The organism is Streptomyces sp. WAC05374, assembly GCF_004353505.1.
Lineage (GTDB): Bacteria > Actinomycetota > Actinomycetes > Streptomycetales > Streptomycetaceae > Streptomyces.
Genome location: NZ_SMNQ01000005.1, coordinates 59465 through 79766, shown reverse-complemented (window position 1 = coordinate 79766; position 20302 = coordinate 59465). Strand labels below are relative to the sequence as shown.

18 protein-coding genes are annotated in these 20302 nt (G+C 71.3%); 14 read left to right on the top strand and 4 right to left on the bottom strand.

From position 1 onward, the window contains the following. Positions 1-43: 43 nt before the first annotated feature. The 3 genes from E2B92_RS12755 to E2B92_RS12745 all read left to right on the top strand — a co-directional run bounded on the left by E2B92_RS12755 (position 44) and on the right by E2B92_RS12745 (position 2598). On the top strand, positions 44-1654 hold the full coding sequence (locus E2B92_RS12755) for an MFS transporter (RefSeq protein WP_126888280.1): 1611 nt from the start codon (positions 44-46) through the stop codon (positions 1652-1654). Positions 1655-1868: 214 nt separating this feature from the next. Next, positions 1869-2270, top strand: coding sequence for a peptidase inhibitor family I36 protein (locus E2B92_RS12750; RefSeq protein ID WP_126888282.1), 402 nt, complete (start codon positions 1869-1871; stop codon positions 2268-2270). 19 nt (positions 2271-2289) lie between these two features. Beyond that, entirely contained in the window at positions 2290-2598 is a 309-nt protein-coding gene (locus tag E2B92_RS12745; RefSeq protein ID WP_126888279.1) for a small hydrophobic protein, read from the top strand. 78 nt (positions 2599-2676) lie between these two features. Here E2B92_RS12745 and E2B92_RS12740 read toward each other — a convergent pair whose 3' ends face one another. Continuing rightward, a complete protein-coding gene (locus E2B92_RS12740; RefSeq protein WP_126888278.1) occupies positions 2677-3465 on the bottom strand; it encodes a potassium channel family protein in 789 nt (262 codons plus the stop codon). 232 nt (positions 3466-3697) lie between these two features. After that, a complete protein-coding gene (gene aceE / locus E2B92_RS12735; RefSeq protein ID WP_126888277.1) occupies positions 3698-6445 on the bottom strand; it encodes a pyruvate dehydrogenase (acetyl-transferring), homodimeric type in 2748 nt (915 codons plus the stop codon). A gap of 439 nt (positions 6446-6884) precedes the next feature. Here aceE and E2B92_RS12730 point away from each other — a divergent pair, with 439 nt between their 5' ends. From E2B92_RS12730 to E2B92_RS12705, 6 genes are all read left to right on the top strand, one after another. Further along, positions 6885-7325 carry a DUF3052 domain-containing protein gene (locus E2B92_RS12730; RefSeq protein WP_126888276.1) on the top strand — a complete coding sequence of 147 codons (441 nt, stop codon included), beginning with the start codon at positions 6885-6887 and terminating at the stop codon, positions 7323-7325. A 144-nt stretch (positions 7326-7469) separates the two neighbouring features. Further along, on the top strand, positions 7470-7955 hold the full coding sequence (locus tag E2B92_RS12725) for a peroxiredoxin (protein ID WP_126888275.1): 486 nt from the start codon (positions 7470-7472) through the stop codon (positions 7953-7955). Positions 7956-8068: 113 nt separating this feature from the next. After that, positions 8069-8644, top strand: coding sequence for a TerD family protein (locus tag E2B92_RS12720; RefSeq protein ID WP_126888274.1), 576 nt, complete (start codon positions 8069-8071; stop codon positions 8642-8644). A gap of 531 nt (positions 8645-9175) precedes the next feature. After that, positions 9176-9751, top strand: a complete 576-nt coding sequence (locus tag E2B92_RS12715; protein WP_126888273.1) for a TerD family protein — start codon at positions 9176-9178, stop codon at positions 9749-9751. A 77-nt stretch (positions 9752-9828) separates the two neighbouring features. Continuing rightward, positions 9829-10953, top strand: a complete 1125-nt coding sequence (locus E2B92_RS12710; RefSeq protein ID WP_126888272.1) for a DUF475 domain-containing protein — start codon at positions 9829-9831, stop codon at positions 10951-10953. 137 nt (positions 10954-11090) lie between these two features. Then, positions 11091-11831 (top strand): TerD family protein, encoded by a 741-nt coding sequence (locus E2B92_RS12705; protein ID WP_126888271.1) that lies wholly within the window; start codon positions 11091-11093, stop codon positions 11829-11831. A 139-nt stretch (positions 11832-11970) separates the two neighbouring features. Here E2B92_RS12705 and E2B92_RS12700 read toward each other — a convergent pair whose 3' ends face one another. Further along, positions 11971-12918, bottom strand: coding sequence for a TerD family protein (locus tag E2B92_RS12700; RefSeq protein WP_443070280.1), 948 nt, complete (start codon positions 12916-12918; stop codon positions 11971-11973). 175 nt (positions 12919-13093) lie between these two features. Here E2B92_RS12700 and E2B92_RS12695 point away from each other — a divergent pair, with 175 nt between their 5' ends. The 3 genes from E2B92_RS12695 to E2B92_RS12685 all read left to right on the top strand — a co-directional run bounded on the left by E2B92_RS12695 (position 13094) and on the right by E2B92_RS12685 (position 17753). Further along, complete coding sequence (locus tag E2B92_RS12695) at positions 13094-14257, top strand: HpcH/HpaI aldolase/citrate lyase family protein (protein WP_126889517.1); 1164 nt, start codon at positions 13094-13096, stop codon at positions 14255-14257. Positions 14258-14337: 80 nt separating this feature from the next. Continuing rightward, entirely contained in the window at positions 14338-16935 is a 2598-nt protein-coding gene (locus E2B92_RS12690) for a phosphoribosyltransferase (protein WP_133087544.1), read from the top strand. Beyond that, on the top strand, positions 16932-17753 hold the full coding sequence (locus tag E2B92_RS12685) for an HAD family hydrolase (RefSeq protein WP_126889119.1): 822 nt from the start codon (positions 16932-16934) through the stop codon (positions 17751-17753). Before E2B92_RS12690 ends, E2B92_RS12685 begins: the two co-directional genes overlap by 4 nt. On the opposite strand, the gene E2B92_RS12680 is transcribed toward E2B92_RS12685, so the two are convergent. Next, positions 17722-18333 (bottom strand): DedA family protein, encoded by a 612-nt coding sequence (locus E2B92_RS12680; RefSeq protein ID WP_126889120.1) that lies wholly within the window; start codon positions 18331-18333, stop codon positions 17722-17724. The genes E2B92_RS12685 and E2B92_RS12680 overlap by 32 nt on opposite strands. Before the next feature lie 138 nt (positions 18334-18471). Between E2B92_RS12680 and E2B92_RS12675 the strand changes: the two genes are divergently transcribed. Both E2B92_RS12675 and E2B92_RS12670 read left to right on the top strand, forming a co-directional pair. Further along, on the top strand, positions 18472-19635 hold the full coding sequence (locus E2B92_RS12675; RefSeq protein WP_126889121.1) for a sensor histidine kinase: 1164 nt from the start codon (positions 18472-18474) through the stop codon (positions 19633-19635). Continuing rightward, the gene (locus E2B92_RS12670) at positions 19626-20276 is read left to right on the top strand and encodes a response regulator transcription factor (RefSeq protein ID WP_185923788.1); all 651 of its coding nucleotides are present in this window, start codon (positions 19626-19628) and stop codon (positions 20274-20276) included. Before E2B92_RS12675 ends, E2B92_RS12670 begins: the two co-directional genes overlap by 10 nt. The last annotated feature ends 26 nt before the right edge of the window (positions 20277-20302 follow it).

Genomic DNA, 20302 nt, shown 5'->3' with positions numbered 1-20302 from the left:
AATGCTTTGTCAATTGTCAGCGACTGACATTAGCCTCGCCGGTATGACTGGTCAGACCACCATCGATAAGTCGCCGACGGGCTCGGAACCCGTACCGGCACCGGCCAAGGGGCTGCGCGGCCACCCCTGGCTGACGCTGTTCGCCGTCGCGGTCGGCGTGATGATGGTCGCGCTCGACGGCACGATCGTCGCGATCGCCAACCCCGCGATCCAGCAGGACCTCGGCGCTTCCATGGCCGACGTCCAGTGGATCACCAACGGTTATCTGCTCGCCCTGGCCGTCGCCCTGATCACGGCCGGCAAGCTCGGTGACCGCTTCGGCCACCGCCAGACGTTCCTCATCGGCATCGCCGGCTTCGCCGTCGCGTCCGGCGCCATCGGCATGTCCGGCTCGATCACCCTGGTGATCGTCTTCCGGGTGCTCCAGGGCCTGTTCGGCGCGCTGCTGATGCCCGCCGCCCTGGGCCTGCTGCGCGCCACCTTCCCGGCCGAGAAGCTGAACATGGCGATCGGCATCTGGGGCATGGTCATCGGCGCCTCCACGGCGGGCGGCCCGATCCTCGGTGGCGTGCTCGTGGAGCACGTGAGCTGGCAGTCGGTGTTCTTCATCAACGTGCCGGTCGGCGTCATCGCGCTCGCGCTCGGCCTGGTCATCCTCAAGGACCACCGCGCCGCGAACGCGCCGCGCTCCTTCGACGTGCTCGGCATCCTGCTGCTGTCCGCGGCGATGGGGTCGCTGATCTGGGGCATCATCAAGGCCGGCGAGAGCTGGGGCTGGGGCAGCCTCAACACCTGGGGCTTCCTGGGCGGCGCGCTGGTCCTCTTCGCCGTGTTCGCGTTCTGGGAGACGCGGGTGCGGGAACCGCTCATCCCCCTCGGCATGTTCCGTTCCGTCCCCCTGTCGGCGGGCACGGTGCTCATGGTGCTGATGGCCTTCGCCTTCATGGGCGGCCTGTTCTTCGTGACCTTCTACCTCCAGGGCGTCAAGGGGCTCAGCCCCGTCGACAGCGGCCTGCACCTGCTGCCGCTGACGGCGATGATGATCGTCTCCTCGCCGCTGGCCGGCGCGCTGATCACCAAGTTCGGGCCGCGCGTCCCGCTCGTGGGCGGCATGGCCTGCACGGCGGCCGCGATGTTCGGCATGATCAGCCTGACGGCCGACACCGGCACGCCGGCCATGTCCCTCTGGTTCGCCCTGCTGGGTCTCGGCCTCGCGCCCGTCATGGTGGGTGCCACCGAGGTCATCGTCGGCAACGCCCCGCTGGAGCTGTCCGGCGTGGCCGGTGGCCTCCAGCAGGCCGCGATGCAGGTCGGTGGCGCGCTCGGTACGGCGGTGCTGGGCGCGGTCATGTCCTCCCGGGTGAGCTCCGCGTTCGCGGACAACTGGAAGGACGCCGGGATTCCGGTCCCGGCCGACCCGCGGCTGGAGCAGGCGGCGGAGTTCGGCAGGGTCCCGGCCGAGCTCGCCAAGGCGCCCGGCATGACCCCGGACATGCTGTCGAAGATCGGCGGCGTCATCCACGACACGTTCCTGTCCGGCATGGGTCTGGCCTTCACGGTGGCCGGCATCGTGGCGGTCGCCGCCGCCCTGGTGGCGACGCTCACCAAGCGCGGCGAGAACGCGGAAGCGGGCGCGGGCGCCGCCCACATCTGACGCGCGCACCGACATGGGCGAGGGCCCCGCGGCAGCCGCTGCGGGGCCCTCGGCGTTGCCGGGAGTCACCCGTCCGGGTGGATCACCCCGAGGAGCCTTCCCCAGAGGGACTACGTAGCGTCACGATGGTCGGGCGTGATCGTCACGCGGTGCAGCAGAACTGCCGTATATACGGGGGGTTTTCATGCGTTACCTGCCCATGCGTTACCTGCCCATGCGTTACCCGCGCGGTCGTACCGCCGCCCGCACCACCCTCACCACGGTCCTCGCCCTCGGCGCCCTCGCCGCCACGGCGCTCGTCGGCGCCGCTCCGGTGGCCGCGGCGCCACCGAGGCTCGGGCCGTGCGAGACCGGGCAGTTGTGCCTGTGGGCCAAGGAGGGCTTCCGAGGCGCCCGGCACACCTTCGAGCTGGCCGACATCGACGTCGACTCGTGCGTCCCCCTGCCGGCCGGGACCACCGCGGCCGCCCTGGCCAACCGCACCGGACGGCCCGTCACCACCTACCAGTCGGCCGAGTGCGCCGAGACCGGTGAGTTCGAGACGTATCCGGGCGGCGGCACCTGGGTCCCCCAATCGCCTTACCAGGTACGGGCCTTCAAGGTGTGGGAGAGCTGAAGCCGGGCACCCGGGGGCCATGGACGGTTTCGGGTACACCTCACGTTCGCGCAGGAGCCCCCGCTCACGCGGCCGGATGTGGTCGCGGACCGGGCCGGATCGCGCGACGCTCGGGATCGTCGGGCTGGTCTGCGCGATCGCCGGCTTCTTCGTACTGGGCATCATCCTCGGCCCGGTGGCGATCGTCTGCGGCTGGCTCGGCATGGGCCGGCGCTGGGCGAGCAATCACCTCCCTGCGCTGGTCGCGTTCGTTCTCGGGGCGATCGACACCGTGCTGGCCCTCGTCTGGCTGGCCGGTGGCGGCACCCCGGGCAACGGCACCTTCTAGGCGTACGCCCACCGCTCGCGCCCGTCCGGGGCCCTGGGTGCCACCGGCTGACCCGGTGCCCCCCGGTGACCCCGGTGGTCAGGTGGCCCCGTCCGTGGTGGTCTGCACCGGCACCGCGGGCGCAGTGGGGCCGGCGGGACCGGTGGGCGCCGCCGGGGTGTGACCCGACAGGCGGGCGACCTCCGCCCGCAGGTCCCGCACCTCTCGCGTGAGGGCTTCCAGGAGCGCCGTCTGCCGGCGCTCCTCCGCGTCGTCCCGCTCGAAGCGGGAGATGAACCACGCCGCGATGTTGGCGGTCACGACACCCAGCAGGGCGATGCCGGACAGCATCAGCCCGACCGCCAGCACCCGCCCCAGCCCGGTCGTCGGCGCGTGGTCGCCGTACCCGACGGTCGTCATCGTGGTGAACGACCACCACACCGCGTCACCGAGCGTCTTGATGTTCCCGCCCGGCGCGTCCCGCTCCACATGCAGCACGGCCAGGGAACCGAACATCAGCAGGCCCACCACCGACCCCGCAACATAAGTGGTGAGCGTTATCTGCGGTGCCATCCGGGCCCGCCGCCCGACCAGGAGGAGGGTCGAGACGAGCCGCAGCAGGCGCAGCGGCTGGATCAGCGGCAGCACCACCGCCGCCAGGTCCAGTGGGTGGCGGCGTACGAATCCCCACCGGTCCGGCGCCAGCACCAGCCGTACCGCGTAGTCGACGGCGAAGGCGCCCCACACCACCCACTCCACCACCAGACAGGCGTAGTGCACCTCTGGGGCGGCGTCGGGCGCCACTATCGGTATCGCGTAGGCCACGCCGAATGCGACGGCGAGCCCCAGCAGCGGCGCCTGGGTGCGCGCCTCCCAGCGTTCCATCATGTCCGGAATGGTAGGGGGCGGCGGAAGGACCAGGTCCCCCCACCGCCCCCAGGGCTCACGGGCTGCCCGGCCAGCCGGGCGTCACGGCCCGCTCATCGGGCCACCTGCCGGGCCGCCCAAGCGGCCGTCCCACCCGGCCGGACCACACGTCGGCCGCGTGCGGACCACGCATCGGCCGCGTGCCGCGGCCACGCGTCGGCCACGTGCCGGCCCCGCGTCGGCCCCGCGCGGACTAGGCGTCGCCGCCCGCCGCGCCCGGGTCGGCCGCCGAGACGTCCAGGAGCTGGTACCGGTCCACGGCCTGCTTCAGCACCGAACGGTCCACCTTGCCGTCCCTGGCCAGCTCGGTCAGCACCGCCAGCACGATCGACTGGGCGTCGATGTGGAAGTACCGCCGCGCCGCGCCCCGCGTGTCCGCGAAACCGAAACCGTCCGCACCCAGAGAGGTGTACGTCCCCGGCACCCACCGCGCGATCTGGTCCGGGACGGACCGCATCCAGTCGGAGACGGCCACGAACGGACCCTCCGCGCCGGAGAGCTTCCGCGTCACGTACGGGACCTGCTGCTCCTCCTCGGGGTGGAGCAGGTTGTGCTCGTCCACCGCCACGGCGTCGCGGCGCAGCTCGTTCCAGGACGTGGCCGACCAGACGTCGGCGCGTACGTTCCACTCCTCGGCGAGGATCTTCTGCGCCTCCAGCGCCCACGGCACGGCCACGCCGGACGCCATGATCTGCGCGGGCACCGCCCCCGCCTGGCCGGTGCTGAAGCGGTACAGGCCCTTGATGATGCCGTCCACGTCGACGTCCGCCGGCTCGGCCGGGTGCTGGATCGGCTCGTTGTAGACGGTGAGGTAATAGAAGACGTCCTCGCCGGGCGTGCCGTCGGCGGTCTCGCCGTACATCCGGCGCAGACCGTCCTTCACGATGTGGGCGATCTCGAAGCCGAACGCCGGGTCGTACGCGACGCACGCCGGGTTGGTGGACGCGAGGAGCTGCGAGTGGCCGTCCGCGTGCTGGAGCCCCTCACCGGTCAGCGTCGTGCGGCCGGCCGTCGCGCCCAGCACGAAACCGCGCGAGAGCTGGTCGGCCATCTGCCAGAACTGGTCGCCGGTCCGCTGGAAGCCGAACATCGAGTAGAAGACGTACACCGGGATCAGCGGCTCGCCGTGCGTCGCGTACGCCGAACCGGCCGCGATCAGCGACGCCGTGCAGCCCGCCTCCGAGATGCCGTCGTGCAGCATCTGCCCGGTGGGCGACTCCTTGTAGGCGAGCAGCAGCTCCCGGTCCACGGCCTCGTACTGCTGGCCGAGCGGGTTGTAGATCTTGGCGCTCGGGAAGAACGAGTCCATACCGAAGGTGCGGTACTCGTCCGGCGCGATCAGCACGAACCGCTTGCCGATCTCCTTGTCCCGCATCAGGTCCTTCAGCAGCCGCACGAACGCCATCGTCGTGGCGATCGACTGCTGCCCCGAGCCCTTCCTCACCGCCGCGTACGTCTTCTCGTCCGGCAGTGCCAGGGGCTTCGCCCGCACGACCCGGGTCGGGACGTACCCGCCCAGCGCCTTGCGGCGGTCGTGCATGTACTGGATCTCCTCCGAGTCACGGCCCGGGTGGTAGTACGGCGGGGCGCCGCTCTCGAGCTGCTGGTCCGTGATCGGGATGTGCAGACGGTCCCGGAAGCGCTTCAGGTCGTCGACCGTCAGCTTCTTCATCTGGTGCGTCGCGTTGCGCCCCTCGAAGTTCGGGCCGAGGGTCCAGCCCTTGACCGTCTGGGCCAGGATCACGGTCGGCTGGCCCGTGTGCTCGACGGCCGCCTTGTACGCCGCGAAGATCTTCTTGTGGTCGTGACCGCCGCGGCCGAGGTGCAGGATCTGGTCGTCGGTCATGTTCTCGACCATGGCGCGCAGCCGGTGGTCGTCGCCGAAGAAGTGCTCACGGATGTACGCGCCGGTCTCCGTCGCGTATGTCTGGAACTGCCCGTCGGGCGTGGTGTTCAGCTTGTTGACCAGGATGCCGTCGCGGTCCTGGGCCAGCAGCGGGTCCCAGGAGCGGTCCCACACGAGCTTGATCACGTTCCAGCCGGCACCGCGGAACTGCGACTCCAGCTCCTGGATGATCTTGCCGTTGCCGCGCACCGGGCCGTCGAGGCGCTGGAGGTTGCAGTTGACGACGAACGTCAGGTTGTCGAGGCCTTCTCGTGCCGCGATCGAGAGCTGGCCGAGCGACTCCGGCTCGTCCATCTCGCCGTCCCCGAGGAACGCCCACACGTGCGACTTGGAGGTGTCCGCGATGCCGCGTGCCTCCATGTAGCGGTTCATGCGCGCCTGGTAGATCGCGCCGATCGGGCCGAGGCCCATCGACACGGTCGGGAACTCCCAGAAGTCCGGCATCAGCCGCGGGTGCGGATAGGACGACAGACCGTTCGGGAACTTCGACTTCTCCTGGCGGAAGGCGTCGAGCTGCGCCTCGGTCAGCCGGTCCAGGAGGAACGCGCGCGCGTAGACACCGGGCGAGGCGTGGCCCTGGAAGAAGATCTGGTCGCCCCCGTCGCCCTCCTCCTTGCCGCGGAAGAAGTGGTTGAAGCCCACGTCGTAGAGGGAGGCGGAGGAGGCGAACGTGGCGATGTGGCCGCCGACACCGATGCCGGGCCGCTGCGCACGCGACACCATCACGGCGGCGTTCCAGCGCGTGGCGTTGAGGACCCTGCGCTCGATCTCCTCGTTGCCGGGGAAGAACGGCTCGTCCCGGGTGGCGATGGTGTTGACGTAGTCCGTGCTGCGCATCTCGGGCACGGCCACGCGCTTCTCGCGGGCCCGCTCGATGAGGCGGAGCATCAGGTAACGGGCCCGCTCCCGGCCGCGCTCGTCCACGGCGGCGTCGAGGGAGTCGAGCCATTCCTGGGTCTCTTCGGGATCGAAGTCCGGGACCTGGCTGGGAAGGCCGCCAATGATGATCGGATTGCGATCGGATCCGGAAGCCACGCTGTTCCTTCTGGTCGGTGGAGCCTACGGGAAGTGGAGTGTCAGCAGTGCGGTCGCGCCGCCACCATCGTGTACCCGGGGGAAGGTAAACGTCATCTTTACCGAGGGGTAACCCCCACGGGTCGTCGTCAGGGCGCCGGGGGCCCGCCAAATCGCAACCTTACGCCCAACCCGGCCATGTGTTCCGTTCAGCCGTTCGCCCCCCACGCGCGCACGGAAGGAGTAGAAGCTAATAAAGTGGGTCAAGAGCCGTGGTGTGTGTCACGGGTGCGGGCGGGAAGGTGCCTGGAGTTGCGGCGAGACGGCCCCAAAAGTCACCGTTTCGGCGGTCTCGATCGCCGGGTACTTGCGCGATCCGCCCCGCACGTGTGGACTACGCCCAATGCCACGCGTACGCGCGCGGCCGAAGCACTTCCCAAAAACGATCAGGAGGCAAGCCGTGAGCGCGACCGCGGACCACGCGGAGGAGCGGACCAACCCGGCGGCGAAGCTGGGGTTCGAGCCCGGACAGGTGGTCCAGGAGATCGGCTACGACGACGACGTCGAGCAGGAGCTCCGTGAGGCAATCGAGGCCGTCACCGGCCAGGAGCTCTTCGACGAGGACTACGACGACGTCGCCGACGTCGTGCTGCTGTGGTTCCGCGATGACGACGGCGACCTCACGGACGCGCTGGTGGATGCCATCGGTCTGGTCGACGAGGGCGGGGAGATCTGGCTCCTGACGCCCAAGACCGGCCGTGACGGTTACATCGAGCCCAGCGACATCAACGAGGCCGCTCAGACCGCCGGCCTCTCGCAGACCCGGAGCATCAGCGCGGGCAAGGACTGGACCGGCAGCCGCCTGGTCACGCCGAAGGCGGCCAAGACCGGCAAGCGCTGAGCCCGGCTCCGCCCGCCCGCCCTTCCGTCGTCGGCCCACCGGCCACCGGCCCCCGGCCACCAGGGCCCCCACCGACATCCGTCGGCGGGGGCCCTGTGCGTAGGGTGGTGTCCCACGACACCCAGCGAAGGGATGCTTCCTGTCATGGCGATCGAGACGATCGAGACGGCTGAGCCTGTCCAGGTCGGCAGCAAGGCCCCGGACTTCGAACTGAAGGACAACCACGGGCGCACCGTGTCGCTCGCGGACTTCCGTGGCGAGAAGAACGTCGTGCTCCTCTTCTACCCCTTCGCCTTCACCGGCGTGTGCACCGGCGAGCTGTGCGCCCTGCGCGACGAGCTGCCGAAGTTCGTCAACGACGACACCCAGCTCCTCGCCGTCTCCGCCGACTCGATCCACACCCTGCGCGTCTTCGCCGAGCAGGAGGGCCTGGAGTACCCGCTGCTGTCGGACTTCTGGCCGCACGGCGAGGTCTCGCGCGCGTACGGCGTCTTCGACGAGGAGAAGGGCTGCGCGGTGCGCGGCACCTTCATCATCGACAAGGAGGGCGTCGTCCGCTGGACGGTCGTCAACGGCCTGCCGGACGCCCGCGACCTCAATGAGTACGTCGCCGCGCTCGACACCCTCTGACATCTTCGGCCCAAGTGCCTGCTCACGACGGGAACCGGTCACTAGGATCCAGTCGTTGATCCGATGCCAACGCACGACGGGGGCGCTGCCCCTGGAAACCAATGGAGGGACTCGTGGGAGTCAGCCTCAGCAAGGGCGGCAACGTCTCGCTGACCAAGGAGGCCCCGGGCCTGACGGCAGTCACCGTCGGTCTGGGCTGGGACGTCCGCACCACCACCGGGACGGACTTCGACCTCGACGCCAGCGCCATTCTGGTCAACGCCGAGGGCAAGGTCCGCAACGACCAGGACTTCGTGTTCTTCAACAACCTGAAGAGCGCGGACGGCTCGGTCGAGCACACCGGTGACAACCTGACCGGTGAGGGCGAGGGCGACGACGAGCAGGTCAAGGTCGACCTGGCCAACGTCCCGGCCGACGTCGCCAAGATCGTCTTCCCGGTGTCGATCTACGACGCCGAGACCCGTCAGCAGTCCTTCGGCCAGGTGCGCAACGCGTTCATCCGCGTCGTGAACCAGGCCGGCGGCACCGAGATCGCCCGCTACGACCTGAGCGAGGACGCCTCGACGGAGACCGCGATGGTCTTCGGCGAGCTGTACCGCCACGGCACGGAGTGGAAGTTCCGCGCGGTCGGCCAGGGCTACGCCTCGGGCCTGCGCGGCATCGCGCAGGACTTCGGCGTCAACGTCTGACACGTCCGACGCGTCCGACCCGTCCGGCCCGTGCCCCGGCACCGGTGCCTGTGCCGGGCCCGGGCTCGGGCCGCGGGCGGTCGCCGCTCGACGCCGTGCAGTTTCGTCCGGCGCCGCACGTTCTCGTGCGGCGCCGGACGTGCCTTACGTACGGAAGCGGGCCGGACGTACGGAAGCGGGCCGGAACTCCTGAAGGCGCGCGCCGCACCGACCTGCCGCCGAGCGGCCATGCCGCCGGGACTGCCGGACGGCGACTGCCGGACGGCAACCGCCGGGCCGCCGGCGAGCCCGGCCGTCCCACTGCCTCAGCACCCACCACCGCGCTACCGCACCACCACCACCACACCGCCGCACCGTTTCAACGCCGCACCATCTCACCGTCTCAACGCCTCAACGCCTCAACGTCTCAACGCCTCAACGCCGCTCGTCCGTGAGCGCGCGGGCACACCGACCGACCCGGGACCGGGCCGGGGGGTCCGGGGGTCGTCCCCGGGACAACGCAGCAGCAGATCTCAGGGGAGGATTCACGTCATGGGCGTCACGCTCGCCAAGGGAGGCAATGTCTCCCTCTCCAAGGCCGCACCCAACCTCACCCAGGTGCTCGTCGGACTCGGCTGGGACGCGCGCTCCACCACCGGAGCGCCCTTCGACCTCGACGCCAGCGCACTGCTGTGCCAGAACGGCAGGGTGCTCGGCGACGAGTGGTTCGTCTTCTACAACAACCTCACGAGCCCCGACGGCTCCGTCGAGCACACCGGTGACAACCTCACGGGCGAGGGCGACGGGGACGACGAGTCCCTGATCGTCGACCTGCCCCGGGTCCCGGCCCACTGCGACAAGATCGTCTTCCCGGTCTCCATCCACGACGCCGACAACCGGGGCCAGACCTTCGGCCAGGTCAGCAACGCCTTCATCCGCGTCGTCAACCAGGCCGACGGTCAGGAGCTCGCGCGTTACGACCTCAGCGAGGACGCCTCCACCGAGACGGCGATGATCTTCGGCGAGCTCTACAGGTACGGCGGTGAGTGGAAGTTCCGGGCGGTAGGACAGGGGTACGCATCGGGCTTGAGGGGCATCGCTCTAGACTTCGGGGTCAATGTTTCCTAAAGCACGTCTCCGGGTTCGTTCAAAGTCCGGCGCGCATGGCGCGGGGGAGACCCGTACTTAACACGATTGGGTAGCCAGTGGTTCTGAAAACCTTCGGCTGGTCGTTCGCCGTCACGGCGCTCGGCCTTGCTTTCGCCGCCTGGCAGTGGGGCTGGGAGGCCTTCGGGATCGTACTGATCCTGTCGATCCTCGAGATCTCGCTGTCCTTCGACAACGCGGTCGTCAACGCCGGAATCCTCAAGAAGATGAACGCCTTCTGGCAGAAGATCTTCCTGACGATCGGCATCCTGATCGCGGTCTTCGGTATGCGGCTGGTCTTCCCCGTCGTGATCGTCGCCATCAGCGCCCAGGTAGGCCCGATCGAGGCCGTCCAGCTCGCCATGGACAACCCCGAGCGGTACGAAGACCTCGTCACCGACGCGCACGCCGCCATCGCCGCCTTCGGTGGCATGTTCCTGCTCATGATCTTCCTCGACTTCATGTTCGAGAGCCGTGAGCACAAGTGGCTCTCCTGGCTGGAGCGCCCGGCGGCCAAGCTCGGCAAGGTCGACATGCTCTCGGTCTGCATCGCGCTGATCGTCCTCATGGTCACCGCCATGACCTTCGCCACCCAGGCGCACACCAGCACCGGGCACGCCGACAAGTCGGCCACCGTGCTCCTGTCCGGCGTGGCCGGTCTGATCACGTACCTGATCGTCGGCGGCCTCTCCGGCTACTTCGAGGACAAGCTGGAGGAAGAGGAGGAGCGCGAGCACGAGGAGGAGGAGAAGGCCAAGAAGGAGGGCAAGCCCGTCTCGGCGGTCGGCCTCGCCGGCAAGGCGGCCTTCTTCCTCTTCCTGTACCTCGAGGTCCTCGACGCGTCCTTCTCCTTCGACGGAGTCATCGGCGCCTTCGCCATCACCAACCACATCTTCTGGATGGCGCTCGGCCTCGGCATCGGCGCGATGTACGTCCGGTCGCTCACCGTCTACCTGGTCCGCCAGGGCACGCTGGACGACTACGTCTACCTGGAGCACGGCGCCCACTACGCGATCGGCGCGCTCGCGGTCATCCTGCTGATCACCATCCAGCACGAGATCAGCGAGATCATCACCGGCCTCGTCGGCGTCTTCCTGATCGCGGCGTCCTTCCTGTCCTCCGTACGCCGCAACAGGGCGCTCGCGGCGGCCGGCGAGGACGACAAGACGCACGTCTCCGTGTGACATACGCCGGGGCCCGCAGTGGTGTGGCGGCCCCGGCATTGAGGAACGCTTCCGTTGCGGGGCGGCCGGGCTCTCCCGGCCGCCCCGCCGCGTATCCGCGCGTATCCATGAGGAACCGGACGACTGGGGGTGGGGGCATGGCCTTCTGGGACAACCTGTGGCGGAACAACGCGGCGCAGTTCGACTCGGGCAGCGCCTCGACGAACGCCATCGACCTGACCAAGCGCCGCCCGTCCGTCTCGCTCACCAAACAGGGGGCGGCGACCGGCAACCTGCGCGTCAACCTCTCCTGGCGGATGCGCACCTCCGACATCGAGGGCCGGTCCAAGCACAGCGGCCGCCTGCTGCGGCACCCCCTCAAGCTCTTCAAGCCCGATGTGGTCCAGGCGCACACGCAGGGCGTGGTCAACGTGGACCTGGACATCGGGTGCCTCTACGAGATGAAGGACGGCACCAAGGGTGTGGTCCAGCCGCTCGGCAGCTTCTTCGGGGACCTCAACTCGCCGCCGTACGTGAAGCTCAGCGGCGACGACCGGTTCGGCGCCCCCTCCGGCGAGACGATCTTCGTCAACCTCGACCACCGGGACCAGATCAAGCGCCTGCTGTTCTTCGTCTACATCTACGACCAGACCCCGGCGTTCGACCGCACGCACGCCACGATGACGCTCTACCCCAGCAACGGCCCGCGCATCGAGATAGAGCTCGACGAGCGTGCCCCGCAGGCCCGGTCGTGCGCGGTGTTCATGCTGGAGAACGTCAAGGACGAGCTGGTGGTACGGCGGGAGGTCCGGTTCGTGTACGGCTTCCAGGCCGAGCTGGACCGGCTGTACGGGTGGGGCCTGCAGTGGGGACGGGGTTTCAAGGCCGGCAAGGTCTGACGGCCGTCCGTCCCGGGGCGTTGCCCGGCCGGGCGTCGTCCGTCCCGGCGGTGGTCCGCGCGGTCGCCCGTCCGTCGGCGGTCCGCGCGGTCGCTGTCCGTCCCGGCCGTTGCCCGGCCGGGTGCCGCCCGTCCCGCTGTCAGCGGCGTACGAACTGCGGGCCCATGGGCGGCAGCCGGAAGTTCGGGTCCGGCGCGGGCGCGGCGGCGGCCGCGGGCTGCGGGTAGCCGTACGCCGGCTGCGCCGAGGCGGGCTGCGGGTAGCCGTACGCGGGCTGGGCCGCGCCGCCCTGGGGGTAGCCGTACGCCGGTGCGGGGACCGGGGGCGCCGCCGGTACCGGGGGCGTGGCCGGAGCGGGAGGTGCCGTGGGCGGGGCGGGCACCGCGGTGGTGGGCGCCTCCGCGGACGCCGTGACGACAGGCGCCGCCTGCCGGTCCGTGTCCCCGGCCGCCGCGTCCCCGCCGGTCTGCGCCGCCTGTCCGGTGCCGACCGCCCCGTTCGTGCTGCTCGCCCCGTCCGGCCCGTCCGCTCCGTCCGGCCCGTCCGCCTCGTCCACCGAGATGCCGAACGCCGTCGCCAGGCCGATCAGCCCCGTCGGGTAGCCCTGCCCGACCGCGCGGAACTTCCAGCCCTCCCCGCGCCGGTACAGCTCGCCGCAGATGATGGCCGTCTCCTCGCCCGTCTCCGGCTTCACCTCGAAGACGGCGAGCGGCTCCGCGGCGCTGGCACCGGCGTCGTACAGCAGGATGCGCAGATCCCGTACGCGGTCGAAGGTGTCCCCGTCCGACGACGCCGCCACGACCACCTGGTCCACCGACGCGTCGAGCGCCGCCAGGTCCGCCTCGACCGTGTCGGTCAGCCCCTCCGGCACCCGCTTCTTCGACAGCCGCCGCACCAGACCCGACGGGTGGCGCGGCTGGTTGTAGAAGACGAAGTCCTCGTCCGAACGCACCCGTCCGTCCCCGCCCAGCAGCAGGGCGGAGGCGTCCACGTCGGGCACCCCGGGGCCGGGGGTCCAGCACAGTACGGCCCGGACGGCCGCGGCATCGAGCGGGACGTTCGAGCCCTTCAGCATGGCGTGCGTCATGTCCGACATCCTGCCTGGCCGCCCACGCCGCGGACAACGCGGGGGCCGCGCGGCAGGGGCGAGATGCGGACGAGTTACCTGAAGTTCATGACCGCGGGGAACCCCCGACACCGGTCCCTACGTACTATTACCGGCCACATGTCATCAGGCCGTCACGGCAGTACGGGGGATACTCATGCGTCATTTCGGGCACATCCCGGCCACTGCCCGGGCCGGGCTCTTCCACCGGGAGCCGTGCGAGTTCAGCGCCGACTCCCCGGCCCGCGTCCTCGCCGCCGCCCTCGGCGCCACGCTCTACAGCCCGGCCACCCGGCCCCGCCTCGCCGACGACGTGATGAAGCAGGTGGGGCGCGGGGTCGTCTCGATGGTGCTGTGCCTGGAGGACTCCATCGACGACGGCGAGGTCGCCGGGGCGGAGGAGAATCTCGTACGACAGTTCGCCGACCTCCACGAGCGCGGCGGCGAGCCGCCCCTGCTCTTCATCCGCGTCCGGGAAGCGGAACAGATGGCCGACCTGGTGCGGCGGCTCGGCCCGGCCGCACGGCTGCTGTCCGGATTCGTCCTGCCCAAGTTCACCGAGGAGCGCGGCGGGCCGTTCATGGAGGCGCTCACCGTGGCCGAGACCCTCGGCGAACGGCGACTTTTCGCCATGCCCGTGCTGGAGTCGCCCGAGCTCCTCCACCTGGAGACCCGGCGCGAGACGCTCGCCGGCATCGGCCGGATCGTCGACAAGTACCGCGACCGGGTCCTGGCGCTGCGTCTCGGCGTCACGGACTTCTGCTCCGCGTACGGGCTGCGCCGCTCGCCCGACATGACGGCGTACGACGTCCAGATCGTCGCCGGCGTGATCGCGGACGTGGTCAACGTGCTGGGCCGGGCCGACGGCACCGGCTTCACCATCACCGGCCCGGTGTGGGAGTACTTCCGCCTCCAGGAGCGCATCTTCAAGCCGCAGCTCCGCCGCAGCCCCTTCATGGAACAGCGCGCCGACGAACTGCGCACCGCGCTCATCGAACACGACCTGGACGGGCTGCTGCGCGAGATCGAGCTGGACCGGGCCAACGGCCTGCAGGGCAAGACCTGCATCCACCCCTCCCACGTGCTGCCGGTCCACGCGCTGTCCGTCGTCAGCCACGAGGAGTTCAGCGACGCCGAGGACATCCTGCGACCGGATCGGGGCGGCGGCGGGGTGCTGCGGAGCGCCTACACGAACAAGATGAATGAAGTGAAGCCCCACCGCGCGTGGGCGGAGCGGACCCTGCGGCGTGCGGAGGTCTTCGGTGTGGCCAAGGAGGACGTCGGGTTCGTGGAGCTGCTCGCGGCAGGACTGGTCAAGTGACGTCGGTGTCGTCGGTGTCGTCCGTGTCGTCGGTTTCGGTGCCTGTGCCGTCCGTGTCGTCGAGGGAGAGCGGGAACGTGGTGGTCTGGTCCGGTACGTGGGTGTCGCAGCGGCTCGGGGTCGAGCTGGCCGGTGACCGGCGGCTGCCCGAGCTGCTGGGCCTGGCGCTGCGGCGCAACCCCAAGCGGGCGCACCTGCTCGTCTCGAACGTGCTGGGCAAGCACGTGCCACAGAGTCCGGGCGTGGTGTGGCGGTCGGGCTACGACCTGGGCGTACGGGTACGGGAGCTGCTCGGCCCGGCCGACGCCGCCCGCGCGGTGGTGCTCGGGTACGCCGAGACGGCGACCGGCCTCGGCCACTCGGTCGCCGACGGCCTGGGCACGGCCCCGTACCTGCACTCCACCCGCCGCCCCGTGCCCGGCGTGGAGCAGGCGGGCGGCTTCGAGGAGGCCCACTCGCACGCCACCTCCCACCTCCTGCTCCCGGAGGACCCGGCGCTGCTGGCGGGGGACGGGCCGCTGGTGCTGGTCGACGACGAGTTCTCCACCGGCAACACGGTGCTCAACACCGTCCGCGCCCTGCACGCCCGCTACCCGCGCGAGCGGTATGTGATCGTCGCGCTCGTCGACATGCGCTCGGCCGCCGACCAGGGCCGGCTCGCCGCGTTCGCCACCGAGATCGGCGCCAGGGTGGACCTGGTGACCCTCGCCGCCGGGACGGTCCGCCTCCCGGACGACGTCCTGGAACGCGGCCAGGCGCTGGTGGCCCGCCACGAGGCGTCGGCCCCGACCACCGAGCCCGCCGCCCTGCACGGGGCCGCGTCCGTGCGGCGCGTCGACCTCGGGTGGCCCTCCGGCGTACCGGACGGCGGCCGCCACGGGTTCACCCCGGCCCACCGAGCCCGCCTGGACGCCGCCCTCCCCACCATGGCCGCCCGCCTCGCCACCGCCCTGGGCCTCCCCCCGGCCGCTTCGGAGGGCCAGGACGCCCAGTCCGGCGCGACCACCCCGGGCGCGCCCTCAGACTCCGGCTCCACGTCCGGCCGGCCCGCCCACCCCCACGGGACCGCCCCGACCGCGCCCGTGGGTGCGGGCGGCCCGTCCGGCGAGGCCGACCGCACCGGCACGGACGGCCCGGACCGCGCAGGCGGTGCCACGCCCCGCGTGCTGGTGCTCGGGTGCGAGGAGCTCATGTACGCGCCGCTCGCGCTCGGCGTCGCGCTGGAGCGGCACGGTGGCGCCGAGGTGCGGTTCTCCACCACCACCCGCTCGCCCGTCCTCGCCGTCGACGACCCCGGCTACGCCATCCGCACCCGGCTCGTCTTCCCCGCGCACGACGAGCCCGCCGACGGGCCCGGCGACCGGTACGCCTACAACGTCGCGGGCGCCGGCTTCGACGCGGTCGTCGCCGTCGTCGACTCCGCCGCCGACACCCCCGCCCTCCACGCCCCGGACGGCCTCCTCGCCCAGCTCGCCGCACACATACCGCAGGTCCTGCTCGCCGTCATACCGTCCTACGTCCCCGAAAGGGCCCCCATGCTTCCCGAGCCCCTCCGCGGCCCGGACTTCTCCTCCTACGCCCCCGACGAGGTCGGCTGGCTCCTCCAGGACCTCTCGGACGTCGAACTGGAGGCCCCGACCGAGGAACGCGAGGAGGCGATCCAGAGCGGCGGCGCCCACTACGCCGAGTCGCTGCCGGTCGAGTACCAGCCCAGCGACCGGTACCAGGCCCTGTTCCACGCCGCCCTCGACACCTCCGCCGCCCGCATCGCCCGCGCCGTCGGCACCGTCACCGAGACGGTGCTCGCCGAGCGGTCCCCGCGCCCCGTGCTGGTGTCGCTGGCCCGCGCCGGCACCCCCGTCGGCGTACTGATGCGCCGCTGGGCGCTCCACCGCCACAACCTCGACCTCCCGCACTACGCCGTGTCCATCGTGCGCGGCCGGGGCATCGACGCCAACGCGCTGCGCTGGCTCGCCGCCCACCACGACCCCGCCGACGTCGTGTTCGTCGACGGCTGGACCGGCAAGGGCGCCATCACCCGCGAACTGGCCGCCGCCCTGGCCGACTTCCCCGGCTTCGACCCCGAGATCGCCGTACTGGCCGACCCCGGCTCGTGCGTCCGCACCTACGGCACCCGCGAGGACTTCCTCATCCCCTCCGCCTGCCTCAACTCCACCGTCTCCGGCCTGATATCCCGCACGGTGCTGCGCGCCGACCTCGTGGGGCCCCACGACTTCCACGGCGCGAAGTTCTACCGCGAACTCGCCGGCGCCGACGTGTCCAACGCCTTCCTGGCCGGCATCACCTCCCACTTCGACGACGTCACGACCGCCGTCGACGCCGACGTCAAGGAACTCCTCGCCACCGACCGCACCCCCACCTGGGAGGGCTGGGCCGCCGTCGAGCGGATCAGCGAGCAGTACGGCATCCACGACGTCAACCTGGTCAAGCCCGGCGTCGGCGAGACCACCCGCGTCCTGCTGCGCCGCGTCCCGTGGAAGGTCCTCGCCCAGCGCGGCGCGGGCGCCGACCTCGACCACGTACGGCTGCTGGCCGAGCAGCGCGGCGTCCCGGTCGAGGAGGTCGACGACCTGCACTACACGTGCGTGGGGCTGATCCACCCGAAGTACACCCGGGGCGCCACCGGCGCCGACGGCAAGGCGGTGACCGGCCGATGACCGTGACCTCCCTCGTCGCCAGCGACCTCGACCGCACCCTCATCTACTCCACCGCCGCCCTCGGCCTCACCATGCCGGACGCCGTGGCGCCGCGCCTGCTGTGCGTCGAGACCTACCAGCACAAGCCGCTGTCCTACATGACGGAGACCGCCGCCGGCCTCCTGACCGAACTGCCGCGCCACTGCGTCTTCGTGCCGACCACCACCCGCACCCGCGAGCAGTACCACCGCATCCGGCTCCCCGGGCCGCCGCCGGCGTACGCGATCTGCGCCAACGGCGGGCACCTGCTCGTCGACGGCGTCTCCGACCCCGACTGGCGGCGCACCGTCGACGCCCGCCTCGCCGACGAGTGCGCCCCGCTCCAGGAGGTGCGCGCCCACCTCCTCGCCGTCGCCGACCCGGCCTGGCTGCTGAAGGAACGCGTCGCGGAGGACCTCTTCGCGTACCTGGTCGTCGAGCGGGCCCTGCTGCCCGACGGCTGGATGAAGGAACTGGCCGCGTGGGCCGCGCCGCGCGGCTGGGCCGTGTCCCTCCAGGGACGCAAGGTGTACGCCGTCCCACAGCCCCTCACCAAGAGCGCCGCCGTCCGCGAGGTCGCCCGCCGTGCCGGGGCGGACCGTGTGCTGGCCGCCGGCGACTCCCTGCTCGACGCCGACCTGCTGCTCGCCGCCGACCGGGGCTGGCGGCCCGGTCACGGAGAGCTCGCCGAGACCGGATGGACCGCCGGCCACGTCGACGCCCTGGAGACGTGCGGCGTGCTGGCGGGCGAGGAGATCCTGCGCCTGTTCAGCTCCGCCGTGCGCCCGTCCCCGGCTTGAAGACCCGGACGCCGACGAACGCCACCACCGCACCGACCGCCACCACCAGCACCACCTTCGAGTACAGCGACACGTAGTGGCTGACCTGCTCCCAGTTGTCGCCCAGCGCGTAACCGGCGAGGACGAACACGGTGTTCCATATCGCGCTGCCGAGCGTGGTCAGCCCGAGGAACACCGGCAGCGGCATGCGCTCGACGCCGGCCGGGACGGATATGAGGCTGCGGAAGATCGGGACCATTCTCCCGAAGAACACGGCCTTGGTGCCGTGCCGACCGAACCACGCCTCCGTGCGCTCGATGTCGGAGACCTTGACCAGCGGCAGCCGGCGCGCGACGGCGATCGTCCGCTCCCGGCCGAGCAGCGCCCCCACCCCGTACAGCGCGAGCGCGCCCACGACCGAGCCGGCCGTCGTCCACAGCAGCGCGGCGATCAGGTCTATCCGGCCGGTCGCCGAGGCGAACCCGGCCATCGGCAGGATCACCTCGCTCGGCAGCGGCGGGAAGAGGTTCTCGAGGGCGATGGCAAGCCCGGCGCCGGGCGCGCCGAGTGTGTCCATGAGGCCGTTGATCCAACGTTCCATGCCTCCACGCTAGGAAATCCGAGCTGAAGGCACACTGAAGGCCGCCTCACACTTTTCCTGCGGTTTTCCCCAGTGTGCGGGGGCGGGCGCGTTCGCTAGCGTGGCCGATCATGAGGAAAACCGCATGAGGAACGGCAGATGAAGCAGGCCGTCGCCCGCTGGGGCCGGGACTGGACCCGGCAGGCGGCCGGCCTGGCGTCGGGCACCGCCACCGCCGTGGCGGAGCTGCTCCTCGCGCTGGCCGCGGGCCTGGCCGTGCTGCCCGTCGCCGCGTGGCCGCGCGGCAGGCGTGCGGTGCTCCGCCGGTTCGGCGCGGTCGCGCGGAAGGCGGCGGATGTGGAGGTGCGCCGTCTGGCCCGCTTCCACGGCGTGCGCATCTCGTCGGTGCACGAGGCCGGCGAGGAGGCGCACGCCGCCCTGCGGTACGTCGTGGCCCGCTGGCCTCTCGGGCTGGTGGGCGGTGTGGTGCTCGGGTGCGTGGTCATCGGGGCCGGCTACGGCACGTTCATGCTGTACGGCTGGGCCATCACGGACCTCCGCCACCTGTGGGCGGTCATCGCCAGCAGCCTGGCCGGGCTGTTCCTGCTGTTCCTGGCCGTCCAGGGCGTCTTCGGCGTCGCGGCCCTGGAAGCGCAGGCGGCCCGTCACTTCCTCGGCCCGAGCCACCATGACGAACTGGAGCGACGCATCGCCCAGTTGGCCGCCAGCCGCGCCGAAGTCATGGACGTCGTCCACGACGAACGGCGCCGCATCGAGCGGGACCTGCACGACGGGGTCCAGCAGCGGCTCGTCGCACTGGGCATGCTGATCGGCCGCGCCCGGCGCCACCGTGACCCCGAGCGCGCCGCCGCACTGCTGCTGCAGGCCCACGAGGAGAGCCGGCGGGCGCTGGCCGAGCTGCGCGAGGTGGCGTGGCGCGTGTACCCCGCCGTGCTGGACGAGGCGGGACTGCGGGCGGCGCTCGAGTCGGTCGCCGAACGCAGCCCGCTGCCGGTCACCCTGGCCTACCAGGTGGCACGACCGCTGCCTCGCCAGGTGGAGACCGTGGCGTACTTCGTCGTCTCCGAGGCGGTCACGAACGTGGTCAAGCACGCGGGCGCGACCCGCCTGGACGTACGAGTGGTCCTGGACGAAAGGGAATTGACGGTGACGGTGAGGGACGACGGCACCGGTGGCGCGGACGTGCGCGGCGGCGGACTGACGGGGCTGGCGAGCCGGGTGGCCGCCCTGGACGGCCGGTTCACGGTGGACAGCCCGGCCGGCGGGCCGACCGTCGTCGGCGCGGAGCTGCCGTGCGGGTGATCCTGGCCGAGGACTCCACCCTGCTGCGCGAGGGGCTGGTGCGGCTGCTCGCGGAGGAGGGACACGAGGTCCTCGCGGCGGTCGGCGACGCCGAGCAGCTCCTGGCCGCGGTGGACCAACAGCCGCCGGACGTGGTGGTCGCCGACGTCCGCATGCCGCCGACGCACACCGACGAGGGGCTCCGGGCCGCCCTGGAGATCCGGCGGCGCCGGCCCGGCATCGGCGTCCTCGTCCTGTCCCAGTACGTGGAGAACCGGTACGCCACGGAGCTCCTCACCGGTGACTCCGAGGGCGTCGGTTACCTCCTGAAGGACCGGGTGGCGCAGGTCGACGAGTTCCTCGACGCCCTGGAGCGGGTGGGGGAGGGCCGGGCGGCCTTCGACCCGGAGGTCGTCCGTCGTCTGCTGGCCCGCTCGAGCCGCACGGATCCGTTGTCCCGCCTGACCGCCCGCGAGCGGGACGTACTGGCGGAAATGGCGCAAGGGCATACGAACGCGGCGATCGCCGAGCGGCTGTACGTCTCACAGAGCGCGGTCGAGAAACACATCAACGCGATCTTCGACAAGCTCGGCCTCAGCGGCGCCAGCACCACCGGCTACAGCCGCCGGGTGCTGGCCATCCTGCGCTACCTGGGCAACTAGGCCCTGTCCGGGCAGCGGACCCGGAC